Origin of the sequence: Pseudomonas sp. NFACC13-1 (assembly GCF_900104425.1) — a bacterium.
In the GTDB taxonomy this organism is placed as follows: domain Bacteria; phylum Pseudomonadota; class Gammaproteobacteria; order Pseudomonadales; family Pseudomonadaceae; genus Aquipseudomonas; species Aquipseudomonas fluorescens_AA.
In genome coordinates this window covers 221,536-244,087 of the sequence record NZ_FMXV01000004.1, presented here as the reverse complement: position 1 = coordinate 244,087, position 22,552 = coordinate 221,536, and the positions used below count along the sequence as shown (strand labels likewise).

The 22,552-nt window shown below is 61.2% G+C and carries 20 protein-coding genes; 8 read left to right on the top strand and 12 right to left on the bottom strand.

What is annotated here, in order from left to right; translation table 11 throughout:
- Positions 1-56: 56 nt before the first annotated feature.
- Entirely contained in the window at positions 57-803 is a 747-nt protein-coding gene (locus BLQ55_RS07775; RefSeq protein WP_092201169.1) for a substrate-binding periplasmic protein, read from the top strand.
- Between the two features lie 293 nt (positions 804-1,096).
- Here the strand turns inward: BLQ55_RS07775 and BLQ55_RS07765 are convergent, their stop codons facing one another.
- From BLQ55_RS07765 to gpmI, 4 genes are all read right to left on the bottom strand, one after another.
- Positions 1,097-1,876 (bottom strand): divergent polysaccharide deacetylase family protein, encoded by a 780-nt coding sequence (locus tag BLQ55_RS07765; RefSeq protein WP_092201167.1) that lies wholly within the window; start codon positions 1,874-1,876, stop codon positions 1,097-1,099.
- Position 1,877: 1 nt separating this feature from the next.
- Positions 1,878-3,194: a S41 family peptidase gene (locus BLQ55_RS07760; RefSeq protein WP_060739610.1), complete on the bottom strand. Its 1,317-nt coding sequence runs from the start codon at positions 3,192-3,194 to the stop codon at positions 1,878-1,880.
- Between the two features lie 32 nt (positions 3,195-3,226).
- The gene (locus BLQ55_RS07755; protein ID WP_092253228.1) at positions 3,227-4,519 is read right to left on the bottom strand and encodes a murein hydrolase activator EnvC family protein; all 1,293 of its coding nucleotides are present in this window, start codon (positions 4,517-4,519) and stop codon (positions 3,227-3,229) included.
- Between the two features lie 214 nt (positions 4,520-4,733).
- On the bottom strand, positions 4,734-6,263 hold the full coding sequence (gene gpmI, locus BLQ55_RS07750) for a 2,3-bisphosphoglycerate-independent phosphoglycerate mutase (protein ID WP_092201163.1): 1,530 nt from the start codon (positions 6,261-6,263) through the stop codon (positions 4,734-4,736).
- 152 nt (positions 6,264-6,415) lie between these two features.
- On the opposite strand from gpmI, the gene BLQ55_RS07745 reads away from it, so the two are divergent.
- From BLQ55_RS07745 to secB, 3 genes are read left to right on the top strand one after another with little or no spacing between them, the layout of a single operon-like run.
- On the top strand, positions 6,416-6,829 hold the full coding sequence (locus BLQ55_RS07745) for a rhodanese-like domain-containing protein (protein ID WP_092201161.1): 414 nt from the start codon (positions 6,416-6,418) through the stop codon (positions 6,827-6,829).
- A 1-nt stretch (position 6,830) separates the two neighbouring features.
- Entirely contained in the window at positions 6,831-7,085 is a 255-nt protein-coding gene (gene grxC, locus BLQ55_RS07740) for a glutaredoxin 3 (RefSeq protein ID WP_092201159.1), read from the top strand.
- A 39-nt stretch (positions 7,086-7,124) separates the two neighbouring features.
- Positions 7,125-7,607, top strand: coding sequence for a protein-export chaperone SecB (secB, locus tag BLQ55_RS07735; protein WP_060739605.1), 483 nt, complete (start codon positions 7,125-7,127; stop codon positions 7,605-7,607).
- A gap of 159 nt (positions 7,608-7,766) precedes the next feature.
- Here secB and trmL read toward each other — a convergent pair whose 3' ends face one another.
- Positions 7,767-8,222 carry a tRNA (uridine(34)/cytosine(34)/5-carboxymethylaminomethyluridine(34)-2'-O)-methyltransferase TrmL gene (gene trmL / locus BLQ55_RS07730; RefSeq protein WP_053117534.1) on the bottom strand — a complete coding sequence of 152 codons (456 nt, stop codon included), beginning with the start codon at positions 8,220-8,222 and terminating at the stop codon, positions 7,767-7,769.
- On the opposite strand from trmL, the gene BLQ55_RS07725 reads away from it, so the two are divergent.
- Complete coding sequence (locus tag BLQ55_RS07725) at positions 8,221-8,661, top strand: hypothetical protein (RefSeq protein WP_092253226.1); 441 nt, start codon at positions 8,221-8,223, stop codon at positions 8,659-8,661. The two genes, trmL and BLQ55_RS07725, sit on opposite strands and share 2 nt — an antisense overlap.
- Positions 8,662-9,211: 550 nt before the next feature.
- On the opposite strand, the gene ntrC is transcribed toward BLQ55_RS07725, so the two are convergent.
- From ntrC to glnA, 6 genes are all read right to left on the bottom strand, one after another.
- The gene (gene ntrC / locus BLQ55_RS07720; RefSeq protein ID WP_060739603.1) at positions 9,212-10,648 is read right to left on the bottom strand and encodes a nitrogen regulation protein NR(I); all 1,437 of its coding nucleotides are present in this window, start codon (positions 10,646-10,648) and stop codon (positions 9,212-9,214) included.
- Complete coding sequence (gene glnL / locus BLQ55_RS07715; RefSeq protein WP_053117539.1) at positions 10,645-11,730, bottom strand: nitrogen regulation protein NR(II); 1,086 nt, start codon at positions 11,728-11,730, stop codon at positions 10,645-10,647. Before glnL ends, ntrC begins: the two co-directional genes overlap by 4 nt.
- 253 nt (positions 11,731-11,983) lie before the next feature.
- Complete coding sequence (locus BLQ55_RS07710; protein WP_092253224.1) at positions 11,984-12,607, bottom strand: DUF4124 domain-containing protein; 624 nt, start codon at positions 12,605-12,607, stop codon at positions 11,984-11,986.
- The gene (locus tag BLQ55_RS07705; protein WP_092253222.1) at positions 12,604-13,122 is read right to left on the bottom strand and encodes a DUF4124 domain-containing protein; all 519 of its coding nucleotides are present in this window, start codon (positions 13,120-13,122) and stop codon (positions 12,604-12,606) included. The genes BLQ55_RS07710 and BLQ55_RS07705 overlap by 4 nt, the downstream gene beginning before the upstream one ends.
- A 194-nt stretch (positions 13,123-13,316) precedes the next feature.
- Positions 13,317-13,880: a chorismate mutase gene (locus BLQ55_RS07700; protein WP_092253220.1), complete on the bottom strand. Its 564-nt coding sequence runs from the start codon at positions 13,878-13,880 to the stop codon at positions 13,317-13,319.
- Positions 13,881-14,000: 120 nt separating this feature from the next.
- The gene (glnA, locus tag BLQ55_RS07695) at positions 14,001-15,407 is read right to left on the bottom strand and encodes a type I glutamate--ammonia ligase (protein WP_092253219.1); all 1,407 of its coding nucleotides are present in this window, start codon (positions 15,405-15,407) and stop codon (positions 14,001-14,003) included.
- Positions 15,408-15,735: 328 nt separating this feature from the next.
- Between glnA and thiI the strand changes: the two genes are divergently transcribed.
- Together thiI and typA are read left to right on the top strand one after the other, a co-directional pair.
- Positions 15,736-17,190 carry a tRNA uracil 4-sulfurtransferase ThiI gene (gene thiI, locus BLQ55_RS07685; RefSeq protein WP_092253217.1) on the top strand — a complete coding sequence of 485 codons (1,455 nt, stop codon included), beginning with the start codon at positions 15,736-15,738 and terminating at the stop codon, positions 17,188-17,190.
- A 138-nt stretch (positions 17,191-17,328) separates the two neighbouring features.
- A complete protein-coding gene (typA, locus tag BLQ55_RS07680) occupies positions 17,329-19,149 on the top strand; it encodes a translational GTPase TypA (RefSeq protein WP_003186725.1) in 1,821 nt (606 codons plus the stop codon).
- A 226-nt stretch (positions 19,150-19,375) separates the two neighbouring features.
- Here typA and BLQ55_RS07675 read toward each other — a convergent pair whose 3' ends face one another.
- A complete protein-coding gene (locus BLQ55_RS07675) occupies positions 19,376-19,813 on the bottom strand; it encodes a YkgJ family cysteine cluster protein (protein WP_092201148.1) in 438 nt (145 codons plus the stop codon).
- Between the two features lie 252 nt (positions 19,814-20,065).
- Between BLQ55_RS07675 and BLQ55_RS07670 the strand changes: the two genes are divergently transcribed.
- A complete protein-coding gene (locus tag BLQ55_RS07670) occupies positions 20,066-22,516 on the top strand; it encodes a glycogen/starch/alpha-glucan phosphorylase (protein ID WP_092201146.1) in 2,451 nt (816 codons plus the stop codon).
- Positions 22,517-22,552 lie beyond the last annotated feature (36 nt).

Sequence of the window (22,552 nt, the reverse complement as noted above, 5' to 3'; positions counted from 1 at the left end):
ACACCATGGCGGGCCCAAGGCACTCTTGGGCACACCATGGATTGCGGTAGCCCGACATGCTCAAACGCCTCGTTCTTGCCTTTGCCGGTGCCACGTTGCTGCTCGCAGGTACTGTCCGCGCCGCTGATACATCGCTGGTGTTGCTGACGGAAAACTTCCCCCCGTACAACATGGCCAAGAACGGCAAGAACTTCGCCCAGGACGAGAATATCCATGGCATCGCCGTGGACATCGTCCGCGAAATATTCAAGCGCGCCGATATCTCCTACAGCTTGACGCTACGTTTCCCTTGGGAGCGCATCTACAAACTCGCCCTGGAAAATCCGGGTTACGGTGTGTTTGTCATGGCGCGGTTGCCGGAGCGTGAGAAGCTTTTCAAATGGGTCGGCCCCATCGGTCCTGACGACTGGATCATGCTCGCCAAGGCCGACAGCAAGATCGCGCTCGACTCGCTGGAGCAGGCGCGTCAATACAAGATCGGTGCCTACAAGGGCGACGCAATCGCCGAGACGCTGGCCAAGCAGGGACTCAAGCCGATTGTCGTGTTGCGCGATCAGGACAACGCCAGGAAACTGGTCAACGGCCAGATCGACCTGTGGGCCACCGGGGACCCGGCCGGGCGTTACCTGGCGCGCCAGGAAGGGGTGACCGATCTCAAGACCGTGCTGCGCTTCAACAGTGCCGAGCTGTACCTGGCCTTGAACAAGGACGTGCCCGACGACGTGGTCGCCCGGCTCCAGGCTGCCTTGGATGAGCTGCGCAAGGAAGGGGCGGTGGACGCCATCATGGCGCGGTATCTCTGACCGCGAAAGCGGTGGGTCAGCTTGCGGAGATATTGAATGTGCGGCCCTCATCGCGAGCAAGCTCGCTCCCACAGGGGATCTGCTGTGAACACCAATCTTGTGCCCGTTGCAGAACTGTGTGGGAGCGAGCTTGCTCGCGATAGCGGTGGGTCAGCTTGCCGGGATGGTGAATGTGCAGCCGTCATCGCGAGCAGGCTCGCTCCCACAGGGGGGCGCTGTAAGCACCAATCTTGTGCCCGATGCAGAACTGTGTGGGAGCGAGCCTGCTCGCGATGGCGGCGACGCGGTCGTCGCTACCGATAAACCCCATCCTTCCCATGCCCAGCCATCGCCCGATTGCTGCGCAGGCTGATCATCGACTTGATATCGATCCATTCGATGCCTTGGGCCTTGAGCTTGGGGAGCTCGCGTTCGAGTACCGCCAGGGTCTGCGGATAGGGATGGCCGATCATCACGGCCGAGCCTTGTCGGCGGGCCAGGTCGATGGCGGTTTGCAGCTGTTGGGCGATGGCGGTTTCGGTGCGCTCGTCGTCCAGGAACACATCCCGCGACACGCTGGCGAGGCCGATCTTTTGCGCTTCGGCTGCGGCGACGGTCTGGGCGCTGGTGCGGCTGTCGACGAAAAACTTGTGGCGTTGCTGCAAGCTCGCCATCAACCACGCCATGGCCTCGGGCTGGGCGGTCATGCGGCTGCCCATGTGGTTGTTGATCCCGCTGGTGTAGGGCACGGCGGCGAACGCGGCGTCGAGGCGCTTGCCCAGTTCCTCGATGGACAGGTCCGGATGCCAGGCGAACGGCCCGGTGGCCGGGTCCATGGGCATGTGCAGCATGACCAGCTTGCCGGCGCGATGGGCTTCGCGGGCGAATTCGGCGGCGTGGGGTGTGTCGGGCATGATCGCGGCGGTGACCGGCCCGGGGAGGGCCAGAACCCGACGGTCCCGAGGCAGGTTTTGCCCCAGGTCGTCGATGATCAGGCTCAGGTACGCCTTGTGCGGCGAAGAGGGCGTGGCGGGCGCCGCGTTAACGGCCCCCGCCAGCAGGCATAGCAGGACGAAGGTGAAACGCAGGCCCATCTCAGCGGCCGGACGTGATGTTCAACCCTTTGAGCAAGCTCAAGGCCTGGGCCAACTGATAGTCGTCATCCTGGGGCATTGGCTTGGCCTTGGCGCCGGAACCGGTCGGTTTGTCGGCGCCGCCGTTGCCGTTGCCCAGGTGCCCTTGCAGGTCGGCTTCCTTGAAGTACTCGCTGTCCTGCTCGTTGGTGATCTTGGCCTTGCGCACTTCGATGTCCGGGACAATGCCCTGGGCCTGGATGGAGCGGCCGTTGGGCGTGAAGTACAGCGCGGTGGTGATCTTCAGGGCACGATCGTTGTTCAATGGCAACACGGTTTGTACCGACCCCTTGCCGAAACTGGTGGTGCCCATGACCACGCCGCGCTTCTGGTCCTGCAGGGCGCCGGCGACGATTTCCGAAGCCGAAGCGCTGCCGCCGTTGATCAGCACCACCAGTGGCACGGCTTCGCTCAAGTCGTTGCCAGTGGCCGAGAAGCGCAACTCGGAATTGGCGATGCGGCCCTTGGTGTAGACGATCAGGCCCTTGGTGATGAAGTGATCCACCACTTCCACGGCCGATTGCAGCACGCCGCCGGGGTTGTTGCGCAGGTCCAGGACCAGGCCGTTGAGTTTCTTGCCGTTGTCCTTGCGCATCTTGGCCAGGGCCTTGGCGACTTCTTCGCCGGTCTTGACCTGGAACTGGGTGATGCGGATGTAGCCGTAGCCCGACTCCAGCAACTGGCTTTTCACGCTCTTGACCTGGATGACCGCCCGCGTGAGGGTCACGTCGAACGGTGTACCACCGTCGCGTACCAGGGTCAGGGTGATCTTCTGGCCGATCTTGCCGCGCATCTTGTCCACGGCTTCGGTCATGCTCTGGCCGCGGGTCGGCTGGCCGTTGATCTTGACGATGAAGTCACCGGCCTGGATGCCGGCCTTGGAAGCAGGTGTGTCGTCGATTGGCGAGACCACCTTGACGAAGCCGTCTTCGCTGCCGACCTCGATGCCCAGGCCGCCAAACTCGCCGCTGGTGCTTTCCTGCAGCTCGGCGAAATCTTCCGGGCCCAGGTATGCCGAGTGCGGGTCAAGGTTGCTGAGCATGCCCTTGATGGCGTTCTCCAGCAGCATCTTGTCATCCACCGGTTCCACGTAGGCGGCCTTGATCCGGTCCATGACCTCGGCAAAGGTGCGCAGTTCGTCCAGCGGCAGCGGCGCCTTGGTGGTTGCGGCCGTGGCGGCGGGGGCCGAAGGGGCCGGTTCGGCGGCAAAAGCCAGGGGTGCACCGATCACGAGGGCGATCGTCAGGGCCAGCGAGGTAAGGCGGGACAAATGCAGCATGTCGAACGAACTCCTTAATAGGATGGGCGCGCTTATCCTTGCGCACGACACCATTGGGCCGGGTCACTGGGGCGACCCTGCTGACGAATAGCGAAATACAGTGCTGGCGTATCCTGCCCGCCACTGTTACCGACCGTGGAGATGGACTCTCCGGCCTTGACCACGTCGCCCGCCGACTTGAGCAGCGTCTGGTTGTGGCCATACAGGCTCAAGTAACCGTTGCCATGATCGAGGATCACCAGCAGGCCGGCGCCGCGCAACCAGTCGGCGAATACCACGCGTCCGCCATGCACGGCATGTACCTGGCTGCCGGCCGAGGCGCTGATCATCACCCCGTCCCACTTGGTGCGGGTGTCGTCGCCGCGGGTTTCACCGAAGCGCGCAAGCAATCGACCATTGACCGGCCAAGGAAGTTTGCCTCGGGCTGAAGCAAAAGCGCCGCCAAAGGTTTCGCCGTCACTGGAAACCAGTGCGCCGGGGGTGGATTTTGCCGGTTTGCGCGGTGCGTCGCCGGCGTCTGCGTCGGCCTGGGCTTCACGCAAACGCTTTTTTTCGGCTTCCTGCTGGGCGATCAGCGCTTTCTGGCGCGCTTCTTCCGCCTCTCGGGCCTGGCGGGCCAGGGTCTCTTCGATGGTTTTCAACACATTGGCCAGTTCGGCCTGGTCCTGCTCGCGGGCCTTGAGCTTGCTGTCGCGGGCCTTCACGTCGTCATTGAGCTTGGCCAGGGCCACCTGGCGTTCCTTGCGAACCTTCTCGAGTTCTTCGCGCTGGGTGTCGAGGCTGCTTTTCTGCACCAGCAACTGGGCCTGCTGCAGCTCGATGTCTTTTTCGACATTGGCCAGCTGGCGCAAGGTTTCATTGAAACTCTTGAGTTGTTCCAGGCGGGCCTGGCTCAGGTAATCGTAATACGTGAGGGTCCGGGCGAATTTCTCGGGGTTCTGCTGGTTGAGCAGCAGCTTGAGGTATTCCTGGCGGCCGTTCTGGTAGGCGGCCCGGGCCTGGATGGCGATCAGCTTTTGCTGTTCAGTGCGCGCGCTCTGGAGTTTTTTTTTCTCTCCATCGAGCCGCTGCAGCTCGGATTCGCTTTTCTTCAGTTCCTTTTGCAGGGCGTCGACCTGCTTCTCCAGCTTGCCCATCTCGGTTTCAGTGCCGCGCAGGTCTTTCTGCACGCTGGATTTTTCTTCCTGCAACTTGCCCAGCAGCTTTTTCAGCTCGGCAATGTCCTGGCGCGTGGCTTCCAACTGCTGTTGGGTTTGCGCGCGCTCGTCGGCAAAGGCCGGTTGGAGCAAGCAGGTCAGAACGAGGGCTATCAGGACGCGAAGCATAGAGGCGGGCGACACCAGGGAAAGGGACGGCCTAGTATGCCCGCCCCACGCTGCAAAAAAAACGCCCATTTGGGGCTGTGTGATAACTGGCCCGAAAAACACCAAGAACCCATGTGGGAGCGAGCTTGCTCGCGATGGCGGTGCATCAGTCAACATCAAGGTTGGCTGATCCGGCGCTATCGCGAGCAAGCTCGCTCCCACAGGGTTTGCGGAATCAGACCAGGATCGAAGTACCGGTCATTTCCGCCGGCTTTTCCATGCCCAGCAGCATCAGCATGGTCGGCGCCACGTCAGCCAGCACGCCACCCTCGCGGACCTTGAAGTCCCGCTTGCCGACATAGATGAACGGCACCGGCTCGGTGGTGTGGGCGGTGTGGGCCTGGCCGGTGGATTCGTCGGACATCTGCTCGACGTTGCCGTGGTCGGCCGTGATCAGTGCTTCGCCGCCGACCTTTTCCAGGGCCTCGACGATGCGGCCAACGCAGGTGTCCAGGCACTCCACGGCCTTGACCGCCGCCTCGAATATGCCGCTGTGGCCCACCATGTCGCCGTTGGCGTAGTTGACCACGATCACGTCGTAACGCTGGTTTTCAATGGCGTCGACGATGCGGTCGGTCACTTCCGGTGCGCTCATCTCCGGTTGCAGGTCGTAGGTGGCGACTTTCGGCGAGGGGATCAGGATGCGTTCTTCGCCCGGGAACGGTTCTTCACGGCCGCCGGAGAAAAAGAATGTCACGTGGGCGTACTTTTCGGTCTCGGCGATGCGCAGCTGGGTCTTGCCGTTTTTCGCCAGGTAGTCCCCCAGTACGTTTTCCAGGCTGCCGGCGGCAAAGGCCGAAGGCGCGGGAATGCTGGCGGCGTATTGGGTCAGCATGACGAAACCGGCCAGTTTTGGCTGGCGAGCACGCTCGAACTCCTTGAAATCGTCTTCGACGAACACGCGGGTCAGCTCGCGGGCGCGGTCGGCACGGAAGTTCATGAACACCACGGCATCGCCGTCTTCGACCTTCACCGGTTCGCCAATGGTGGTGGCCTTGACGAATTCATCGCTTTCGCCGCGCTCGTAGGCGGCTTGCAGGCCTTCCTGGGCGGTGGCGGCATTGAATTGGGCCTTGCCGTCGACGATCAGGTTGTAGGCCTGGGCCACGCGATCCCAACGGTTGTCACGGTCCATGGCGAAGTAGCGGCCGACGAGGCTGGCGATGCGCCCCTTGCCGAGGGCCTGGAACGTTGCGTCCAGCAGCTCGATCGACGAGGTGGCGCTTTTCGGCGGGGTGTCGCGGCCATCGAGGAACGCGTGCAGGTAGATCTTTTCGGCGCCGCGCTTGGCAGCCAGTTCGGCCATGGCGACCAGGTGGTCCTGGTGGCTGTGCACGCCACCGTCGGACAGCAGGCCCATGAAGTGCACGGCCTTGCCGGCGGCCACGGCCTTATCCACGGCGGCGCAGATGGTCGGGTTTTCGAAGAAGTCGCCGTCGCGGATCGATTTGGTCACGCGGGTGAAGTCCTGATACACCACGCGGCCTGCGCCGAGGTTCATGTGGCCGACTTCGGAGTTGCCCATCTGCCCGTCCGGCAGGCCGACGTCCATGCCGCTGCCGGAGATCAGGCCGTTGGGCACGGTGGCCCACAGGCGGTCCAGCACAGGCTTGTTGGCCGAATACACGGCGTTGGATTCGTGGCTGTCACTGTGACCGAAGCCGTCGAGAATCATCAGGACCAAAGGTTTAGGCGTGGTAGTCATGGAATCCACTCGTGGCGGGTTAAAAGAAGACGATGGAAAAGGGACGGGCAGTTTAAAGGTAAGTTCCGGCGGCGTCACCGCCGGGCGGGGTTTGGCCGGCCTTGCGTGCTGTGTATACTGGCCGACATTTTAACGCCCTGGAACCTCCTTCGATGGTTGCTCACCTGATTCAATTTGCCACTAACCACTACATTCTCGTCGGTATCTTCGTCGTGCTGCTGGCGTTGCTGGTTGCCCACACGATGCAGGGCGGCGGTCGCAGCCTGAGCACTGGCGAGCTGACCGCACTGGTCAACAAGGATGCCGGCGTGGTGGTGGACATCCGCCCGAGCAAGGATTACGCCGCCGGTCACATTGTCGGGGCGGTGAACATTCCCCAGGACAAACTGATGGCGCGGATCGGCGAGCTGGAAAAACACAAGGCCAAGACGCTGATCCTGGTGGACGCCCAAGGCCAGCACGCCGGCACCCACGCCCGCGAACTGATGAAGTCCGGTTTCACCGCCGCCAAGCTGTCCGGCGGCGTTGCCAGCTGGAAAGCCGACAATCTGCCCCTGGTGAAGTGAAATGCCCCACGTTGTTGTCTATTCCAGCGATTACTGCCCCTATTGCTCCAGAGCCAAGTTCCTGCTCCAGAACAAAGGCGTGGCCTTCGAAGAGATCAAGGTCGACGGCAAGCCGCAACTGCGCGCCGAAATGACCCAGAAGGCCGGGCGTTCGTCCGTGCCGCAGATCTGGATCGGCAGCACCCACGTGGGCGGTTGCGACGATCTGTATGCCCTGGAGCGCGCTGGCAAGCTCGACGCGCTGCTCGAGGCCTGAATTTCCCACTAAAGAACCTGAAAGTAAGAAGGATCTGCGATGACTGACCAACAGAACACAGCTGCCAGCGAAGAAGAAGCCGCACCGCAATTCTCCTTGCAGCGCATTTATGTACGTGACCTGTCCTTCGAGGCCCCGAAAAGCCCGGCGATCTTTCGCCAGCAGTGGGAGCCGAGCGTAGGCCTGGACCTGAACACCCGTCAGAAAGCCCTGGAAGATGACTTCCACGAAGTGGTGCTGACCCTGTCGGTCACCGTCAAGAACGGTGACGAAGTGGCGTTCATCGCTGAAGTGCAACAGGCCGGGATCTTCCTGATCAAGAACCTGGATGCCCCTTCGATGAGCCACACCCTGGGCGCGTTCTGCCCGAACATCCTGTTCCCTTACGCCCGGGAAACCCTGGACAGCCTGGTGACCCGCGGCTCGTTCCCGGCCCTGATGCTGGCGCCGGTGAACTTCGATGCCCTGTATGCGCAAGAGCTGCAGCGCATGCAACAAGAAGGCGGCGCGACCGTTCAGTAAGCGTCCACTGCCAGGCATAGCGCTCGACGGCCAGGCACAAAACCTGTGGGAGCGAGCTTGCTCGCGATAGCAGTGCATCAGTCAACATTAAAGTCGGCTGATCCACCGCCATCGCGAGCAAGCTCGCTCCCACAGGTGTTTCTGGCTGACAGGAAGGGCTCAGGCGAAGCCGTTCTGCCGCCACGCCTCATAAACCGCCACCGCCACGGTATTGGACAGGTTCAGGCTGCGGCAGCCTTCGCGCATTGGCAGGCGCAGGCGCTGTTCGGCGGGCAGGGCGTCCAGTACGTCGGCCGGCAGGCCACGGCTTTCCGGGCCGAACAGGAACGCATCACCGGCGACGAAGCTGGCGTCATGGAACGGCCGCGAACCCTTGGTGGTAAAGGCGAACAGACGCGGATGCCCGAGGCTTTCCAGACAACTGGCGAGGTCGGCGTGACGCTGCAAGGTGGCATACTCGTGGTAGTCGAGGCCGGCGCGGCGCAGGCGCTTGTCGTCCATGTCGAAGCCCAGCGGTTCGATCAAATGCAGGTGGCAGCCGCTGTTGGCGCACAGCCTGATGACGTTGCCGGTATTCGGCGGAATTTCCGGTTGAAAAAGGATGACGTGAAACATGCACGGCTCCGCAGATAAAGATGAGCGGCATTCTACGCCGCAAACCGACCGACGTTCGAAGCTAATGCCTCGGGTGATGGGCTCTTTGGCGATTGTCGGCATGATGATCGGGCTGATGATCGGGCGCTTGACCACGCCCGACCCGAGCGCCTTGCAACAGATCGAGGTGACAGACGGAACGCTGGTGGCCTGGTTCAACAACGAACCCAAGCTCCATGGAGAAATTGTCGACGGCTCAGTGGCGCTGCTGTTCCAGGCAGAAGGCCGGCCGCAGAAGGGCCAGCTCAAGCTCAACGGCAAGGATGTGAACTGGCGGGTGCGTTCGAGTGACGAGGGGTTGTTGCTGACGCTGGTGGCGGCGCGTCCATTGCGAGGGGAGTGGACCGGCAGCGAGGTGGATGATCGCTGGCGGCTGGAGGTCCGTCTCCAGGAGCAATAAAAGAGGGAATCCCCGGCCTGCCTGTACCAAGGTCCCCAAAACGGGAGGGCTCGCGGTTGGCGCACAGCCCTGGTGTAAAGAAGGGAAACCTTGACCTGCCTGTATCAAGGCCCCCAAAACAGTGGGCTCGTTGAGCCCGGTATAAAAGGGGGAATCCCCGGCCTGCCTGTACCAAGGTCCCCGAAACTGGGTAGTGATCTAGCTATTGCAGGGGGCGTGCCAGTTTTAAATTATTTGTCACAAAAATGCTTCCTTTGACGCAAAAGCCCCGTATTCCGGGGCTTTTGCTTTTGTTTGTGCGGTTTTTTTCGAGCTGGGCCGATTGGCTTTGGCGGGTGGTGCATGTGCAATTGCGGTTCGCAGTGCATTGATGCGGTGCATGAAGCCTTTAAAAGCATCGCGAGCAAGCCCGCTCCCACAGGATGGACTGCCCCCCAAAAAGTTGGACACCAATATGACTTTTGGGGGCCGTCCAGGAATTGCATTTCCCTTGTGGGAGCGAGCTTGCTCGCGATTGGGCCTTCAAATTCAGCGAAGGGCTAAAGACCGATCAGCCCTCATCCCCGTCATCATCATCCCCACCGTCGACCTTCATCCCCAATTCCTTGATCTTGCGGGTCAAGGTATTGCGGCCCCAGCCCAGCAGCACGGCGGCGTCGCGGCGGCGGCCGGCGGTGTGCTTGAGGGCGGTTTCGATCATGATCCGCTCGAAGGCCGGTACCGCGCTGTCCAACAGGCTCGACTGACCGCGAGCCAGGGCCTGGTCAGCCCACTGGCGCAGGGCTTGTTCCCAGTTGGTCACGGGGGCCGAATCCTGCGGCAGGCTCAGCAGTTCCGGCGGCAGGTCGCTGATGTGCACTTCGCGACCTGAAGCCATCACCGTGATCCAGCGGCAGGTGTTCTCCAACTGGCGGACGTTGCCCGGCCACGGCAGGTTCTTGAGGTATTCCTCGGTTTCGCTCTTGAGCAACTTGGGCTCGACCGCCAGTTCCTGGGCCGCGCGGCTGAGGAAGTGCCGGGCCAGGGTCGGGATGTCTTCGCGACGATCCGCCAGGCGCGGGATATGAATGCGGATGACGTTCAGGCGGTGGAACAAGTCCTCACGGAATTTGCCGGCGTGAACCAGGGTTTCCAGGTTCTGGTGGGTCGCGGCGATGATGCGTACGTCCACCTTGACCGGTGTATGGCCGCCGACCCGATAGAACTCGCCATCGGCCAGCACGCGCAGCAAGCGGGTCTGGGTGTCGGCCGGCATGTCGCCGATTTCATCGAGGAACAACGTGCCGCCGTCGGCTTGCTCGAAGCGCCCGCGCCGCAGGTTGGCCGCGCCGGTGAAAGCGCCTTTTTCGTGGCCGAACAGCTCGGACTCCATCAAGTCCTTGGGAATGGCCGCCATGTTCAGCGCGATGAACGGCGACGCCGCCCGTGGGCTGTGACGGTGCAGGGCGTGTGCCACCAGTTCCTTGCCGGTGCCCGACTCGCCGTTGATCAGCACAGTGATGTTGGAGTGGCTCAAGCGCCCGATGGCGCGAAACACTTCCTGCATCGCCGGTGCTTCGCCGATGATTTCCGGGGTGCGGGCCAGGGCCGGCACCTCTTCCATTCCCTGTTGTTCCTGGGCGTGCTGGTTGGCGCGCTTGACCAACGATACGGCTTCGTCGACGTCAAATGGCTTGGGCAGGTATTCAAAAGCGCCGCCCTGGTAGGACGCCACGGCGCTGTCCAGGTCGGAATGGGCGGTCATGATGATCACCGGCAGCCGCGGATGCTGTTCGCGAATCCGCGCCAACAGGTCCAGGCCGCTGGCGCCGGGCATGCGGATGTCGGAGATGATGACGTCCGGTTGCTGACGCGCCAGGCGACTCATCACCCCATCGGCGCTGTCGAAGCTCTGGGTGGTCATGCCTTCCTGTTGCAAGGCTTTTTCCAGGACCCAACGGATAGAACGGTCGTCATCGACGATCCACACGGTTTCACTACGGCTCATGTCGATGTGGCTCCTTGTTCCAGTGGCAGGAAGATCGAGAAAGTGGTGTGGCCGGGGTGGCTTTCACATTCGATCAAGCCCTGATGCTGACTGATGATGTTCTGGGTAATGGCCAGGCCCAGCCCGGTACCGTCCGGACGGCCGCTGACCATGGGGAAAAAGATGGTTTCCTGCAGTTCGGCAGGGATGCCCGGACCGTTGTCGATGATTTCGATCTTGGTCACCAGGCGATGGCGCACGTGGCCGATGGTGAACTGGCGCATGGCGCGGGTGCGCAGGCTGATGCGACCCAGGCGCAGTTCGTTCTGGCTGCTGATGGCCTGCATCGCGTTGCGCACGATGTTCAGTACCGCCTGGATCATCTGCTCGCGGTCGATCAAGACGTCGGGAATGCTCGGGTCATAGTCGCGCACCAAAGTGATGCAGCCCTGGCTTTCCGCTTCAACCAGGCTGCTGACGCGCTCCAGTACCTCATGAACGTTGCACATCGCCAGGGATGGCAGCTTGTTCGAGCCGAGCATGCGGTCCACCAGGTTCCGCAGGCGGTCGGCTTCCTCGATGATGACGTTGGTGTAGTCCTTGAGGCTTTCTTCCGGCAGCTCGCGGGCGAGCAACTGTGCCGCGCCACGTATTCCGCCGAGAGGGTTCTTGATCTCGTGGGCCAGGCCGCGTACCAGCATCTTGCTGGTTTCCTGCTTGGACAACTGCGCCTCCTCCTTGGTGATGCGCAGCAAGCGATCACGCGGGTGGACTTCCAGCAGCAGCAAGGTGGCGCCGTTGTTCAGGATCGGTGTGACCGCATAATCCACGGTCAGGGTCTGGCCGGTCAGGGCGGTGAGCATCGCCTCGCGCTTGGTGAACGGGTGAGCCTGCTCCACCGCTTGGCGCAGGGAATTGAGCGCTTCGGCGGATTCGGTGAACAACTCGCTGATGAACTGCCCGTGGCTGCGCTGGCCGCTGACGGCCAGGAGCATCTCCGCCGCCGGGTTCATGTACTCCAGACGCAGTTCGGCGTCCAGCAGGATGGTCGCGGTGGTGAGGTTGTCGAGCAGCAAGCGGTGTAGTGCGTCGCTAATGGTCATCAGGACCTCTTTTGGAGCGTAGCAACTCGGGACCGGTCCCAAATTGCGCGCGCGATTAATGCGCTGTCACAAGGAAAATGCAAAAACCAAACCAAGGCTCCGAAAAGAAGCGTTTAGAGCCTCAAAAGGGTGTTTTACGCTCGCTTGCGTGGCGTTCTGCCAGCTTTTTCGGGTACTTTCGAACCAAAATGGGTTTTTGGGCTGGGTGGCGTGCAAGCTATTGCACCAATATAGTGCGATGGCCTGCGTGGTGTTAGAAGAACGGCAAGATGCTGCTTTTTTCTTCTTCAGGTTTTTCGGCGCGAGGGCACTCGGGGCGTTGACCGTAATCGGCCGCGGCACAGGGCTTGATGCGGCGCTTCTGCGCCAGGGATATGCGCTGCATGTGGAAGGGCTGGTTGGCGGTGCGTTCGACGATACGGTCCTGTTCGTCGAGGATTTCGACCGCCAGGTGATGGGTGCCTCGATCGATGTCGCTCAAGGCGAATACCGGGCTCGGCCCCGGCGCGCCCGTTGGCTTGCCGTCGAGCAGCAGGCGGTAGCGATGGCCTTTTTTCAGGCCCGGTTCGCTGGTGACACTGACGATCAATTCGCCTGCGGTGCTGCGTATCGTCGCGTCCGGCTCGGGAATCAACAGCCTGAGCATTTCGTAATGAAACAAGGGTTCTGGCTGGGCTTCGGTCGCGGGCGCCGGGGCTGTACCCGTGGGCGGCGCTGGCATCCGGTTGCCGGGTGGCAGTTGGACTTTCTTTGCGTTGCCGGGGCGCGGCTGATCGGTGAACACGCGATTGCCCTGGGCATCGATGTAGGTGTAGACCTGCGCCACGCCGGGCATCGCCGCCAGCGCCAGGCCCAGCGCGAGCAGCCAGCGGATCATGGCTGGTGTACCCGTTGGACGGTGAAGGTGACGGTTTCGCTTTGCTGCACGAGGTTGTCGCCGTCGATGACTTGAACCGCCAGGCTGTGCTCGCCCCGGTCGATATTCACCAATTGCAGGCGCGGCACGTTGCTCGGCTGGCCGTAGGGCTGGCCGTCCAGCAGCAGCCGGAACAGATGCGGGCCGCGTAGGCGCGGTTGAGCGTGTACGCCAACGGTGAAGGTGCCGTTGTTGGCGCGCAGGGCTTCTTCGGTGGGAATGTCGGTCAGTTCCAGGGTTTCGTAGGCATCGCGCGGCTTTTCGCTGTTGGCGGGAGGCGTCGGTGTGCCCGGGTTGGCCGGAGACTGGCGTTCGATGCTGTTGAGCGGCGGCAACTCCACCGTCTGGGCTGGGACGCCTTGGGGCGGCTGGTTGCTGTAGGCGGTATTGCCCTCGGCGTCGGTGTACTTGTAGATCTGCGCGGCAGCGGGCAGTGCCAGCAGCGACAACAGGATGATTGAAAAACCGCGCCCCATAAAATCGACCGAAAACTGAAAGTGTTGAGTTGCAGCATAGGTCAGGGGGGAGGGTTGGCCCAAGTTGTTGTGTGTTGGGCCATGACCTGTCCTGCGGGAGCGAGCTTGCTCGCGATGGCGGAGTGTCAGGCACTGAGGTGTTGAATGTGCCGGCCTCATCGCGAGCAAGCTCGCTCCCACAGGGGAAGGGGGGCTTAAGCTTTTGGGGAGATACACAGCTCCCCGGTCGCTCGGATCAGGGCGAGCCGGTGCACCGGGTGCTGTTTGTCGTGGTGGGTGGCACGGGCCAGCCATTGCGGACACTGCGGATCGGTGCGGTAGGGGGCGAAGTCGGCCAGTTGTTGCAGCAGGCGTTTTTGCAGGCGGTCGAGCTGCGGGCGGATCTGCCCCACCAGGTCCGGGCGCGGGAGGTCCGGGGCCTTGCCGTCCAGGGCCCAGTCGGACAAGTTGATGTACTGCACCATTTTGTTGGCTTCTATCTGGGCGGCAAAAAACGCTTCCACGGTTTCGCCGCTCAGTTTGTAGGCCGGTGCCTGGGCGACGGCGGCGGCGATGACTTCACGCTCGCGCTGACGGTCCTCTACGGGTTTGCCACTGTCCCATTTACTCAGCGCCACTTGATCGGCGATGGCCAGGCGTTCGCCAATGGCGTTAAGCAGCGGGGTCAGGGCCTCGGGGGCGGGAGTCGAGGCGGCGTCGGCGGTGGGGGCCAGCAGCGCGGCAGACAGGGCAAGGCAGAGCTTGAAGCGCAAAGTCATGGGCAGTCTCGTCTTCTAGGGGGAGCGACGGGGCATCATGCACGTAACCGGCGCCCATAAAAAAGGCCTCCCGAAGGAGGCCTCTCTTTGTTTCACGCCGTACGTGACGGCGCTACCGGATCAGCAGCTGTAGTACAGCTCATATTCCAGTGGGTGTACGAAGGTGCGAACCTTGATTTCTTCTTCGCTTTTCAGCGCGATGTAAGCGTCGATGAAGTCATCGCTGAATACGCCGCCTTTGGTCAGGAACGCACGGCCCTTGTCCAGTTCTTCCAGGGCTTCTTTCAGGCTGCCACATACCTGTGGGATTTCCTTGGCCTCTTCAGGCGGCAGGTCATACAGGTTTTTGTCAGCGGCATCGCCAGGGTGGATCTTGTTCTGGATACCGTCCAGGCCGGCCATCATCAGTGCAGCGAAGGCCAGGTACGGGTTGGCAGCCGGATCCGGGAAGCGTGCTTCGATACGGCGGGCTTTAGGGCTGTTCACGTAAGGAATACGGATCGAGGCGGAACGGTTGCGAGCCGAGTAGGCCAGCATGACCGGGGCTTCGAAGCCTGGTACCAGACGCTTGTAGGAGTTGGTCGACGGGTTGGTGAAGCCGTTCAGGGCCTTACCGTGCTTGATGATGCCGCCGATGAAGTACAGGGCAGTGTCCGACAGACCGGCATAGCCTTCGCCTGCGAAGGTGTTCTTGCCGTCCTTGGAGATCGACATGTGGACGTGCATGCCCGAACCGTTGTCGCCGTACAGAGGCTTCGGCATGAAGGTCGCGGTGCGGCCGTAGGCGTCAGCAACGTTGTGTACGCAGTACTTCAGGGTCTGGACTTCGTCAGCCTTCTTGACCAGCGTGTTGAATTTCACGCCGATTTCGTTCTGGCCGGCAGTCGCCACTTCGTGGTGGTGAACTTCGACGGTCTGGCCCATCTCTTCCAGTGCGTTGCACATGGAGGTACGGATTTCGTGGTCGTGGTCGAACGGTGGAACCGGGAAGTAGCCGCCTTTGATGCCTGGACGGTGGCCTTTGTTGCCGCCTTCCACGTCTTGGTCGGACATCCACGAGCCTTGCTCGGAGAAGATCTTGAACATGGAACCGGAGATGTCGGACTTGAACTTGACCGAGTCGAAGATGAAGAACTCAGGCTCAGGACCGAAGAAAGCGGTGTCGCCGATACCGGTGGACTTCAGGTATTCCTCGGCGCGGTGGGCGATGGCGCGTGGGTCACGGTCATAGCCTTGCATGGTCGAAGGTTCGATGATGTCGCAGACCAGGATCAGGGTCGGCTCTTCGGTGAACGGGTCCAGGACGGCGGTTTCGTCGTCCGGCATCAGGATCATGTCGGAGGCTTCGATGCCTTTCCAGCCGGAGATGGAGGAGCCGTCGAACATTTTCCCGATTTCAAAGAATTCGTCGTCCATCGCATCACGGGCCGGCATGGTCACGTGATGTTGAGTACCTTTGGTGTCAGTGAAGCGCAGATCAATCCACTTGACGTCATGATCTTTGATGAGTTGAACCGACTTCGACATATGTCCTCCGGGTGGCTTCGGGCGGGTAGTGGAGTGCCCTTAGATATGGGTGATGCCGGCGCGAATACTCTGCCATGGCAACCTGCCTCACAAGGGAGCAATTTGCATGCCAGTGCCCCAGCATGGGTTTTTTGCACCAAATCCACGCTTTTAAAGGCGTAAATCAAAGATTGTCAGACAATAACGCACTGCAATGTGGCGCCGTCAATCGATAACGACCTGTTTTGGTGCATTCAAAACCATCTGCACATTAACTGGTTAAACCTTGAGCAATTTCCGCTATAATCCGCGCCCCCCTTTTTCGGCTGGCCGTTCGCGCGCTGTTTTCATGAAACTAATCGTAAAAGTCTTCCCCGAGATCACCATCAAGAGCCGCCCGGTACGGATGCGTTTCATCCGCCAGTTGGCCAAGAACATCCGTGCCGTGCTCCGAGACCTGGATCCGGCCGTGGTGGTGAATGGTGTGTGGGACAACCTCGAACTGGAAACCCGTGTCAGCGAACCCAAGCTTCTGAAGGAAATGACCGAGCGCCTGAGTTGCATGCCGGGCATCGCGCATTTTTTGCAAGTCGATGAGTACCCGCTGGGGGATTTCGACGACATCCTTGCCAAATGCATGCTTCATTATGGTGACGCACTGGCCGGCAAGATCTTTTCGGTGCGTTGCAAGCGCGCCGGCAAGCACGCGTTCAGCTCGATGGATGTGGAGAAGTTCGTCGGCAGCCAGTTGCGCCGGCAATGCGGCGCGGCCGGTATTTCGTTGAAAGACCCGGAAATCGAAGTGCGCATCGAAATTCGCGACCAGCGGCTGTTCGTGATCCACAGCCAGCACAACAGCATCGGCGGTTATCCGCTGGGTTCGCTGGAGCAGACCCTGGTGCTGATGTCCGGTGGCTTCGACTCCACGGTGGCCGCCTACCAGATCATGCGTCGCGGGTTGATGAGCCATTTCTGCTTCTTCAACCTCGGCGGGCGTGCCCATGAACTGGGTGTGATGGAGGTGGCGCACTTCATCTGGAAGAAGTACGGCAGCTCCCAACGCGTGTTATTTGTGAGTGTGCCGTTCGAGGAAGTCCTGGGCGAGATTCTCGGCAAAGTCGATAACAGTCATATGGGCGTCATTTTGAAGCGTATGATGTTGCGCGCCGCTTCACGAATTGCCGACCGCCTGCAGATCGATGCGCTGGTGACCGGCGAGGCGATCTCCCAGGTGTCGAGCCAGACGTTGCCGAACCTGTCGGTGATCGACTGCGTGACCGAGAAGCTGGTCTTGCGTCCACTGATCGCCAGCCACAAGCAGGACATCATCGACCAGGCCAACGAAATCGGCACCGCCGAGTTTGCCCGGCACATGCCGGAATACTGCGGCGTCATCTCGGTCAATCCGAAGACGGCGGCCAAGCGCGGGCGGGTGGAGCACGAAGAGAAAGAATTCGACATGGCGGTGCTCGAGCGAGCGCTCCAAAACGCCAGGCTGGTGCCGATCGATCGCGTCATCGACGAATTGGGCCAGGACATCAAGGTTGAAGAAGTCGGCGAAGCGCTGGCCGGTCAGATCATCATCGACATCCGCCACCCGGATGACGCTGAAGACGACCCGCTGAGTGTCGCCGGCATCGAGGTAAAAACGATGCCGTTCTATGCCGTGAACGCGCGTTTCAAGGAACTGGACCCTACTCGCCAGTACCTGCTGTATTGCGACAAAGGCGTGATGAGTCGCCTGCATGCCCACCATTTGCTCAGTGAGGGGCATGCCAATGTGCGCGTTTATCGACCGAGCTAAGTGCCCGGGGCTGTTTGCCTGTGGCCTGCGTCACCGGCCCCCCGACGCCGCCGACAGGCTGTAACGGCTTTGTCGGACTCAACGTAAATCGCTGCCACGACCTGTCAGCACACCGAATCCTCTGATCGAGATACACAAGTGATCGAAAATCTACGCAACATCGCCATCATTGCTCACGTTGACCATGGTAAGACCACCCTGGTAGACAAACTCTTGCGTCAATCCGGCACCCTGGAGCGCAACGAGCTCAACGACGAGCGCGTGATGGACTCCAACGACCAGGAAAAAGAGCGCGGTATTACCATCCTGGCGAAAAACACCGCCATCAACTGGAACGGCTACCACATCAACATCGTGGACACCCCGGGTCACGCCGACTTCGGTGGTGAAGTAGAGCGCGTGATGTCGATGGTCGACTCCGTGCTGCTGCTGGTTGACGCCCAGGACGGCCCTATGCCGCAAACCCGTTTCGTGACCAAGAAGGCCTTCGAAGCCGGCCTGCGTCCGATCGTGGTCATCAACAAGGTCGACCGTCCAGGCGCGCGTCCGGACTGGGTCCTGGACCAGATCTTCGACCTGTTCGACAACCTGGGTGCCACCGAAGAACAGCTGGACTTCAAAGTCGTCTACGCCTCGGCCCTGAACGGCATTGCCGGTCTGGACCACACCGCCATGGCTGAAGACATGACCCCGCTGTACCAGTCGATCGTCGACGACGTACCGGCGCCGAAAGTCGACCGTGACGGTCCGTTCCAGATGCAGATCTCGGCACTGGACTACAACAGCTTCCTGGGTGTGATCGGCGTTGGCCGCATCGCACGTGGTCGCATCAAGCCGAACACCCCGGTGGTTGCCATCGACGCCGACGGCAAGAAGCGCAACGGTCGTATCCTCAAGCTGATGGGTCACCACGGCCTGCACCGCATCGACGTTGAAGAAGCAGCGGCCGGCGACATCGTCTGCATCAGCGGCTTCGAGCAACTGTTCATCTCCGACACCCTGTGCGACCCACTGAACGTCGAAGCGATGAAACCGTTGACCGTCGACGAGCCAACCGTTTCCATGACCTTCCAGGTCAACGACTCGCCATTCTGCGGTAAAGAAGGCAAGTTCGTGACCAGCCGTAACATCAAGGAGCGCCTGGACAAAGAGCTGCTCTACAACGTTGCCCTGCGCGTTGAAGAAGGCGACTCGGCCGACAAGTTCAAGGTTTCCGGCCGTGGTGAGCTGCACCTCTCGGTACTGATCGAAACCATGCGTCGCGAAGGCTTCGAAATGGGCGTGGGTCGTCCTGAAGTGATCATCCGCATGGTTGATGGCGTCAAGCACGAACCGTACGAAAACGTGACCATCGACCTGCCGGAAGAATCCCAGGGCGCGATCATGGAGCAGATGGGCCTGCGTAAAGGCGACCTGACCAACATGGTTCCGGATGGCAAGGGCCGTGTGCGCCTTGAGTACAACATCCCGGCCCGTGGCCTGATCGGTTTCCGTAACGAGTTCCTGACCCTGACCTCCGGTGGCGGCATCCTGACCTCGATCTTCGATCGTTACGACGTGATGAAGTCCGGCGACATGTCCGGCCGTCAGAACGGCGTGCTGGTATCGGTTGCGACCGGCAAGGCCTTGACCTACTCGCTGGAAACCCTGCAAGCGCGCGGCAAGCTGTTCGTCGAGCACGGCCAGGATATCTACGAAGGTCAAATCGTCGGCCTGAACAGCCGCGACAACGACCTGGGCGTGAACCCGACCAAAGGCAAGAAGCTCGACAACATGCGTGCTTCGGGCAAAGACGAAACCATCGCCCTGGTTCCGCCGGTCAAGTTCACCCTGGAGCAAGCGCTGGAGTTCGTGCAGGAAGACGAACTGTGCGAAGTGACGCCGAAGTCGATTCGCCTGCGTAAGAAAATCCTTGGCGAAAGCGAGCGTACCCGCGCTGCCAAGAAAAGCGGCAACTGAGTTTCGACTTGATTAGTAGCTGAAAAAACGCCCCTGATTGTGAGATCGGGGGCGTTTTTTTATGCCTGGGATTTGTGCGGTGCTTTGTCAGGGCCCCATCGCGAGCAGGCTCGCTCCCACAGTGGATTTATGTCGGACACAAAATCTTTATCCGCTGAAAATCAACTGTGGGAGCGAGCCTGCTCGCGATGGCGATGGTTACGAGCGCCGCTGAATCATCAGTAGATCAGAATTTGTCCAACGTCCGCGAATTCCGCTCGCGCTCCACTTCCTTGGGCTTGTAGGCACAATACCCTGGTCGCGGCCCAATCCGCGGATGGTTGCGGCAGGTGTCCGGGCGCTTCTCGTAAATGGTGCACAACCGGCTCTTGCGGTCCAGATAAAGGCAATCGTTGTTGCTCATGCGCTGGAGTGTGAAAATTTCCGACTTCTGGTTGTAGCGCTCGACGATCCCTTCCTTTTGCAGGCGCTTGGCGATGTTCTTCGGCGGATCGCCCAGTTCGAACTCATCGACGATGCCGATACGGATCAGGTCCTTGATCTTGGCTTCCACCGGCAGTGTGCAGCAGCTCGACACGCAGGAACCGCACATCGGGGCGGAGTACTTGGCCCAGGTATCGAGTCGGTCGATCTCCGCGGCGGCGATCAGGTTGGGCTTCATCATCACGGTTTACCAGCATGCATCAGGGCGCGCGATCATACCGGGACTGGTGAAATTTTGAACGACCATCCGCCAGTTTTTTTTCATTCGGGACAAACCGCTCCCGGACCGGCACGGCCCCTGCATTCATTCGCTTATCCGGCAATTCTCTGACGACGATTCTCCGTCACAGGGAAAAACCACCGAACCAGAGCCTGTGCCGTCTGTCAGACCGACTAGGCTCAGACAATTCCATGCTCGTTCGAGGTCTCATCAATGACTCAAGAACCACTTGTTCGCGAAGCTGAAGTCGCTGCATTTCGCGACGCCGTGTTGACCAAACTCACTTACGCCGTCGGCAAGGACCCGGATCATGCGTTTGATCACGATTGGTTCGAAGCCATTGCCCTGGCCGCCCGCGACCACATGGTCGAACACTGGATGGATCACACGCGGCAGATCTACCGCAAGGGCCAGAAGCGCGTCTATTACCTCTCCCTGGAATTCCTCATCGGTCGCTTGCTCTACGACAGCCTGAGCAATCTCGGCCTGCTGGACACCGCGCGCGAGGCCCTGACCGAGCTGGGCGTGGACCTGGAGCGCATCCGCCTGCTCGAACCCGATGCGGCGCTGGGCAACGGTGGCCTTGGTCGCTTGGCGGCGTGTTTCATGGAAAGCATGTCCACACTGGGCATCGCCGGCCATGGCTACGGCATTCGTTATGAGCACGGCCTGTTCCGCCAGGCGATTGTCGATGGCTGGCAGCAGGAGCAGACCGAGCATTGGCTGGATTTCGGCAACCCGTGGGAGTTCGAGCGGCCGGAGGTGGTCTACCCGATCGGCTTTGGCGGCAGCGTCGAGACCGTCACCGACGACACCGGCAAGACCCGGCAAGTCTGGTCCCCGGCCGAAACCGTGCGGGCCATTGCCTATGACACCCCGGTGGTGGGTTGGCGCGGTGCCAGCGTCAACACCCTGCGCCTGTGGCGCGCCCGGGCCGTGGAAGACCTGCACCTGGAACGCTTCAACGCCGGCGACCACTTGGGCGCGGTGGCGGAAGTGGCCCGGGCCGAAAGTATTTCCCGCGTGCTCTACCCGGCCGACAGCACCGAAGCCGGCCAGGAACTGCGCCTGCGCCAGGAATATTTCTTTGTCGCCGCCTCGTTGCAGGACTTGCTGCGCCGCCATCGCAACATGCACACCTCGGTGCTGACCCTGGGCGATCACGCGGCGATCCAGCTCAACGACACGCACCCGTCCATCGCCGTGGCCGAGCTGATGCGGCAACTGGTGGATGTCTATGACGTGGCCTGGGATGCGGCCTGGCAGATCACCCAGGACACGCTGTCCTACACCAACCACACGCTGCTGCCCGAAGCCCTGGAGACCTGGCCGGTGGGGCTGATGGAGCGCATGTTGCCCCGGCACATGCAGATCATCTACCTGATCAACGCCCAGCACATCGATTCGCTGCGGGCCAAAGGCGTGCACGATTTCGATGTGCTGCGCTCGGTTTCGCTGATCGAAGAGGACAACGGCCGCCGGGTGCGCATGGGTAACCTGGCGTTCCTCGGTTCCCACAGTGTCAACGGCGTGTCCGGGTTGCACACCCAACTGATGCGCAGCACGGTGTTCTCCGAGCTGCACAAGCTCTATCCGGATCGGATCAACAACAAGACCAACGGCATCACCTTCCGCCGCTGGTTGTTCCAGGCCAACGCCGAATTGACCTCGATGATGGTGGACGCCCTCGGCCCGAGCGTGCTCGACAACCCCGAGGAGCGCCTGATCGAGCTGGAACCGTTTGCCGACAAGGCGGCGTTTCGCAAGCAGTTCGCCGAGCAGCGCCTGCACAGCAAGAAAGCCCTGGCTTACCTGATCCACGAACGACTGGGCATTGCCGTGAACCCGGCGGCGATGTTCGACGTGCAGGTCAAGCGGATCCACGAATACAAGCGCCAGTTGCTCAACCTGATGCACACCGTGGCGTTGTACCAGGCGATTCGCGCCGAGCCGGAAGTGGACTGGGTGCCACGGGTGAAGATTTTCGCCGGCAAGGCCGCCGCCAGTTACCACCAGGCCAAGCTGATCATCAAGCTGACCAACGACATCGCCCGAGTGGTGAACAACGACCCGACCGTGCGTGGCTTGCTCAAAGTGGTGTTCCTGCCCAATTACAACGTCAGCCTGGCCGAAAGCATCATCCCCGCGGCGGACCTGTCGGAGCAGATCTCCACGGCCGGCTTCGAAGCGTCGGGCACCAGCAACATGAAGTTCGGCCTCAACGGCGCGCTGACCATCGGTACCATGGACGGCGCCAACGTGGAGATGCATGAGCGCGTCGGTGGCGAGCACATGTTCATTTTCGGCCTGACGGCTGAACAAGTGGAAGCGCGCAAGCAAAACGGTGAGTTCAGCGCTGCGCCGGACATCGCCGCCTCCCATCGCCTGAACGATGTATTGCAGGCGATTCGCGGCGGGGTGTTCTCGCCGGATGATCCGATGCGCTACGCCGGGCTTGTCGACTCGCTGGTGGACTACGACCGCTTCCTGGTCTGTGCCGATTTCGACTCGTACTGGAACGCCCAGGCCCGGGTCGAAGAGCGTTGGCACGACGATAAGCAATGGTGGCGTTCGGCGGTGCTCAACACCGCGCGCATGGGCTGGTTCTCCTCGGACCGGACCATCCGTGAATACGCCACCGACATCTGGAAAGCCCTGGAGTAGCATTTGCTGCAAGAAATGTGAGTGAAGCCCAACGGC

Excerpts from the sequence above, each read along its gene's own strand:
- BLQ55_RS07775 (WP_092201169.1), top strand. The coding sequence starts at position 57 with ATGCTCAAACGCCTCGTTCTTGCCTTTGCCGGTGCCACGTTGCTGCTC.
- BLQ55_RS07765 (WP_092201167.1), bottom strand. The coding sequence starts at position 1,876 with ATGGGCCTGCGTTTCACCTTCGTCCTGCTATGCCTGCTGGCGGGGGCC.
- BLQ55_RS07760 (WP_060739610.1), bottom strand. The coding sequence starts at position 3,194 with ATGCTGCATTTGTCCCGCCTTACCTCGCTGGCCCTGACGATCGCCCTC.
- BLQ55_RS07755 (WP_092253228.1), bottom strand. The coding sequence starts at position 4,519 with ATGCTTCGCGTCCTGATAGCCCTCGTTCTGACCTGCTTGCTCCAACCG.
- gpmI (WP_092201163.1), bottom strand. The coding sequence starts at position 6,263 with ATGACTACCACGCCTAAACCTTTGGTCCTGATGATTCTCGACGGCTTC.
- BLQ55_RS07745 (WP_092201161.1), top strand. The coding sequence starts at position 6,416 with ATGGTTGCTCACCTGATTCAATTTGCCACTAACCACTACATTCTCGTC.
- grxC (WP_092201159.1), top strand. The coding sequence starts at position 6,831 with ATGCCCCACGTTGTTGTCTATTCCAGCGATTACTGCCCCTATTGCTCC.
- secB (WP_060739605.1), top strand. The coding sequence starts at position 7,125 with ATGACTGACCAACAGAACACAGCTGCCAGCGAAGAAGAAGCCGCACCG.
- BLQ55_RS07725 (WP_092253226.1), top strand. The coding sequence starts at position 8,221 with ATGCACGGCTCCGCAGATAAAGATGAGCGGCATTCTACGCCGCAAACC.
- trmL (WP_053117534.1), bottom strand. The coding sequence starts at position 8,222 with ATGTTTCACGTCATCCTTTTTCAACCGGAAATTCCGCCGAATACCGGC.
- ntrC (WP_060739603.1), bottom strand. The coding sequence starts at position 10,648 with ATGAGCCGTAGTGAAACCGTGTGGATCGTCGATGACGACCGTTCTATC.
- glnL (WP_053117539.1), bottom strand. The coding sequence starts at position 11,730 with ATGACCATTAGCGACGCACTACACCGCTTGCTGCTCGACAACCTCACC.
- BLQ55_RS07710 (WP_092253224.1), bottom strand. The coding sequence starts at position 12,607 with ATGATCCGCTGGCTGCTCGCGCTGGGCCTGGCGCTGGCGGCGATGCCC.
- BLQ55_RS07705 (WP_092253222.1), bottom strand. The coding sequence starts at position 13,122 with ATGGGGCGCGGTTTTTCAATCATCCTGTTGTCGCTGCTGGCACTGCCC.
- BLQ55_RS07700 (WP_092253220.1), bottom strand. The coding sequence starts at position 13,880 with ATGACTTTGCGCTTCAAGCTCTGCCTTGCCCTGTCTGCCGCGCTGCTG.
- glnA (WP_092253219.1), bottom strand. The coding sequence starts at position 15,407 with ATGTCGAAGTCGGTTCAACTCATCAAAGATCATGACGTCAAGTGGATT.
- thiI (WP_092253217.1), top strand. The coding sequence starts at position 15,736 with ATGAAACTAATCGTAAAAGTCTTCCCCGAGATCACCATCAAGAGCCGC.
- BLQ55_RS07675 (WP_092201148.1), bottom strand. The coding sequence starts at position 19,813 with ATGATGAAGCCCAACCTGATCGCCGCCGCGGAGATCGACCGACTCGAT.
- BLQ55_RS07670 (WP_092201146.1), top strand. The coding sequence starts at position 20,066 with ATGACTCAAGAACCACTTGTTCGCGAAGCTGAAGTCGCTGCATTTCGC.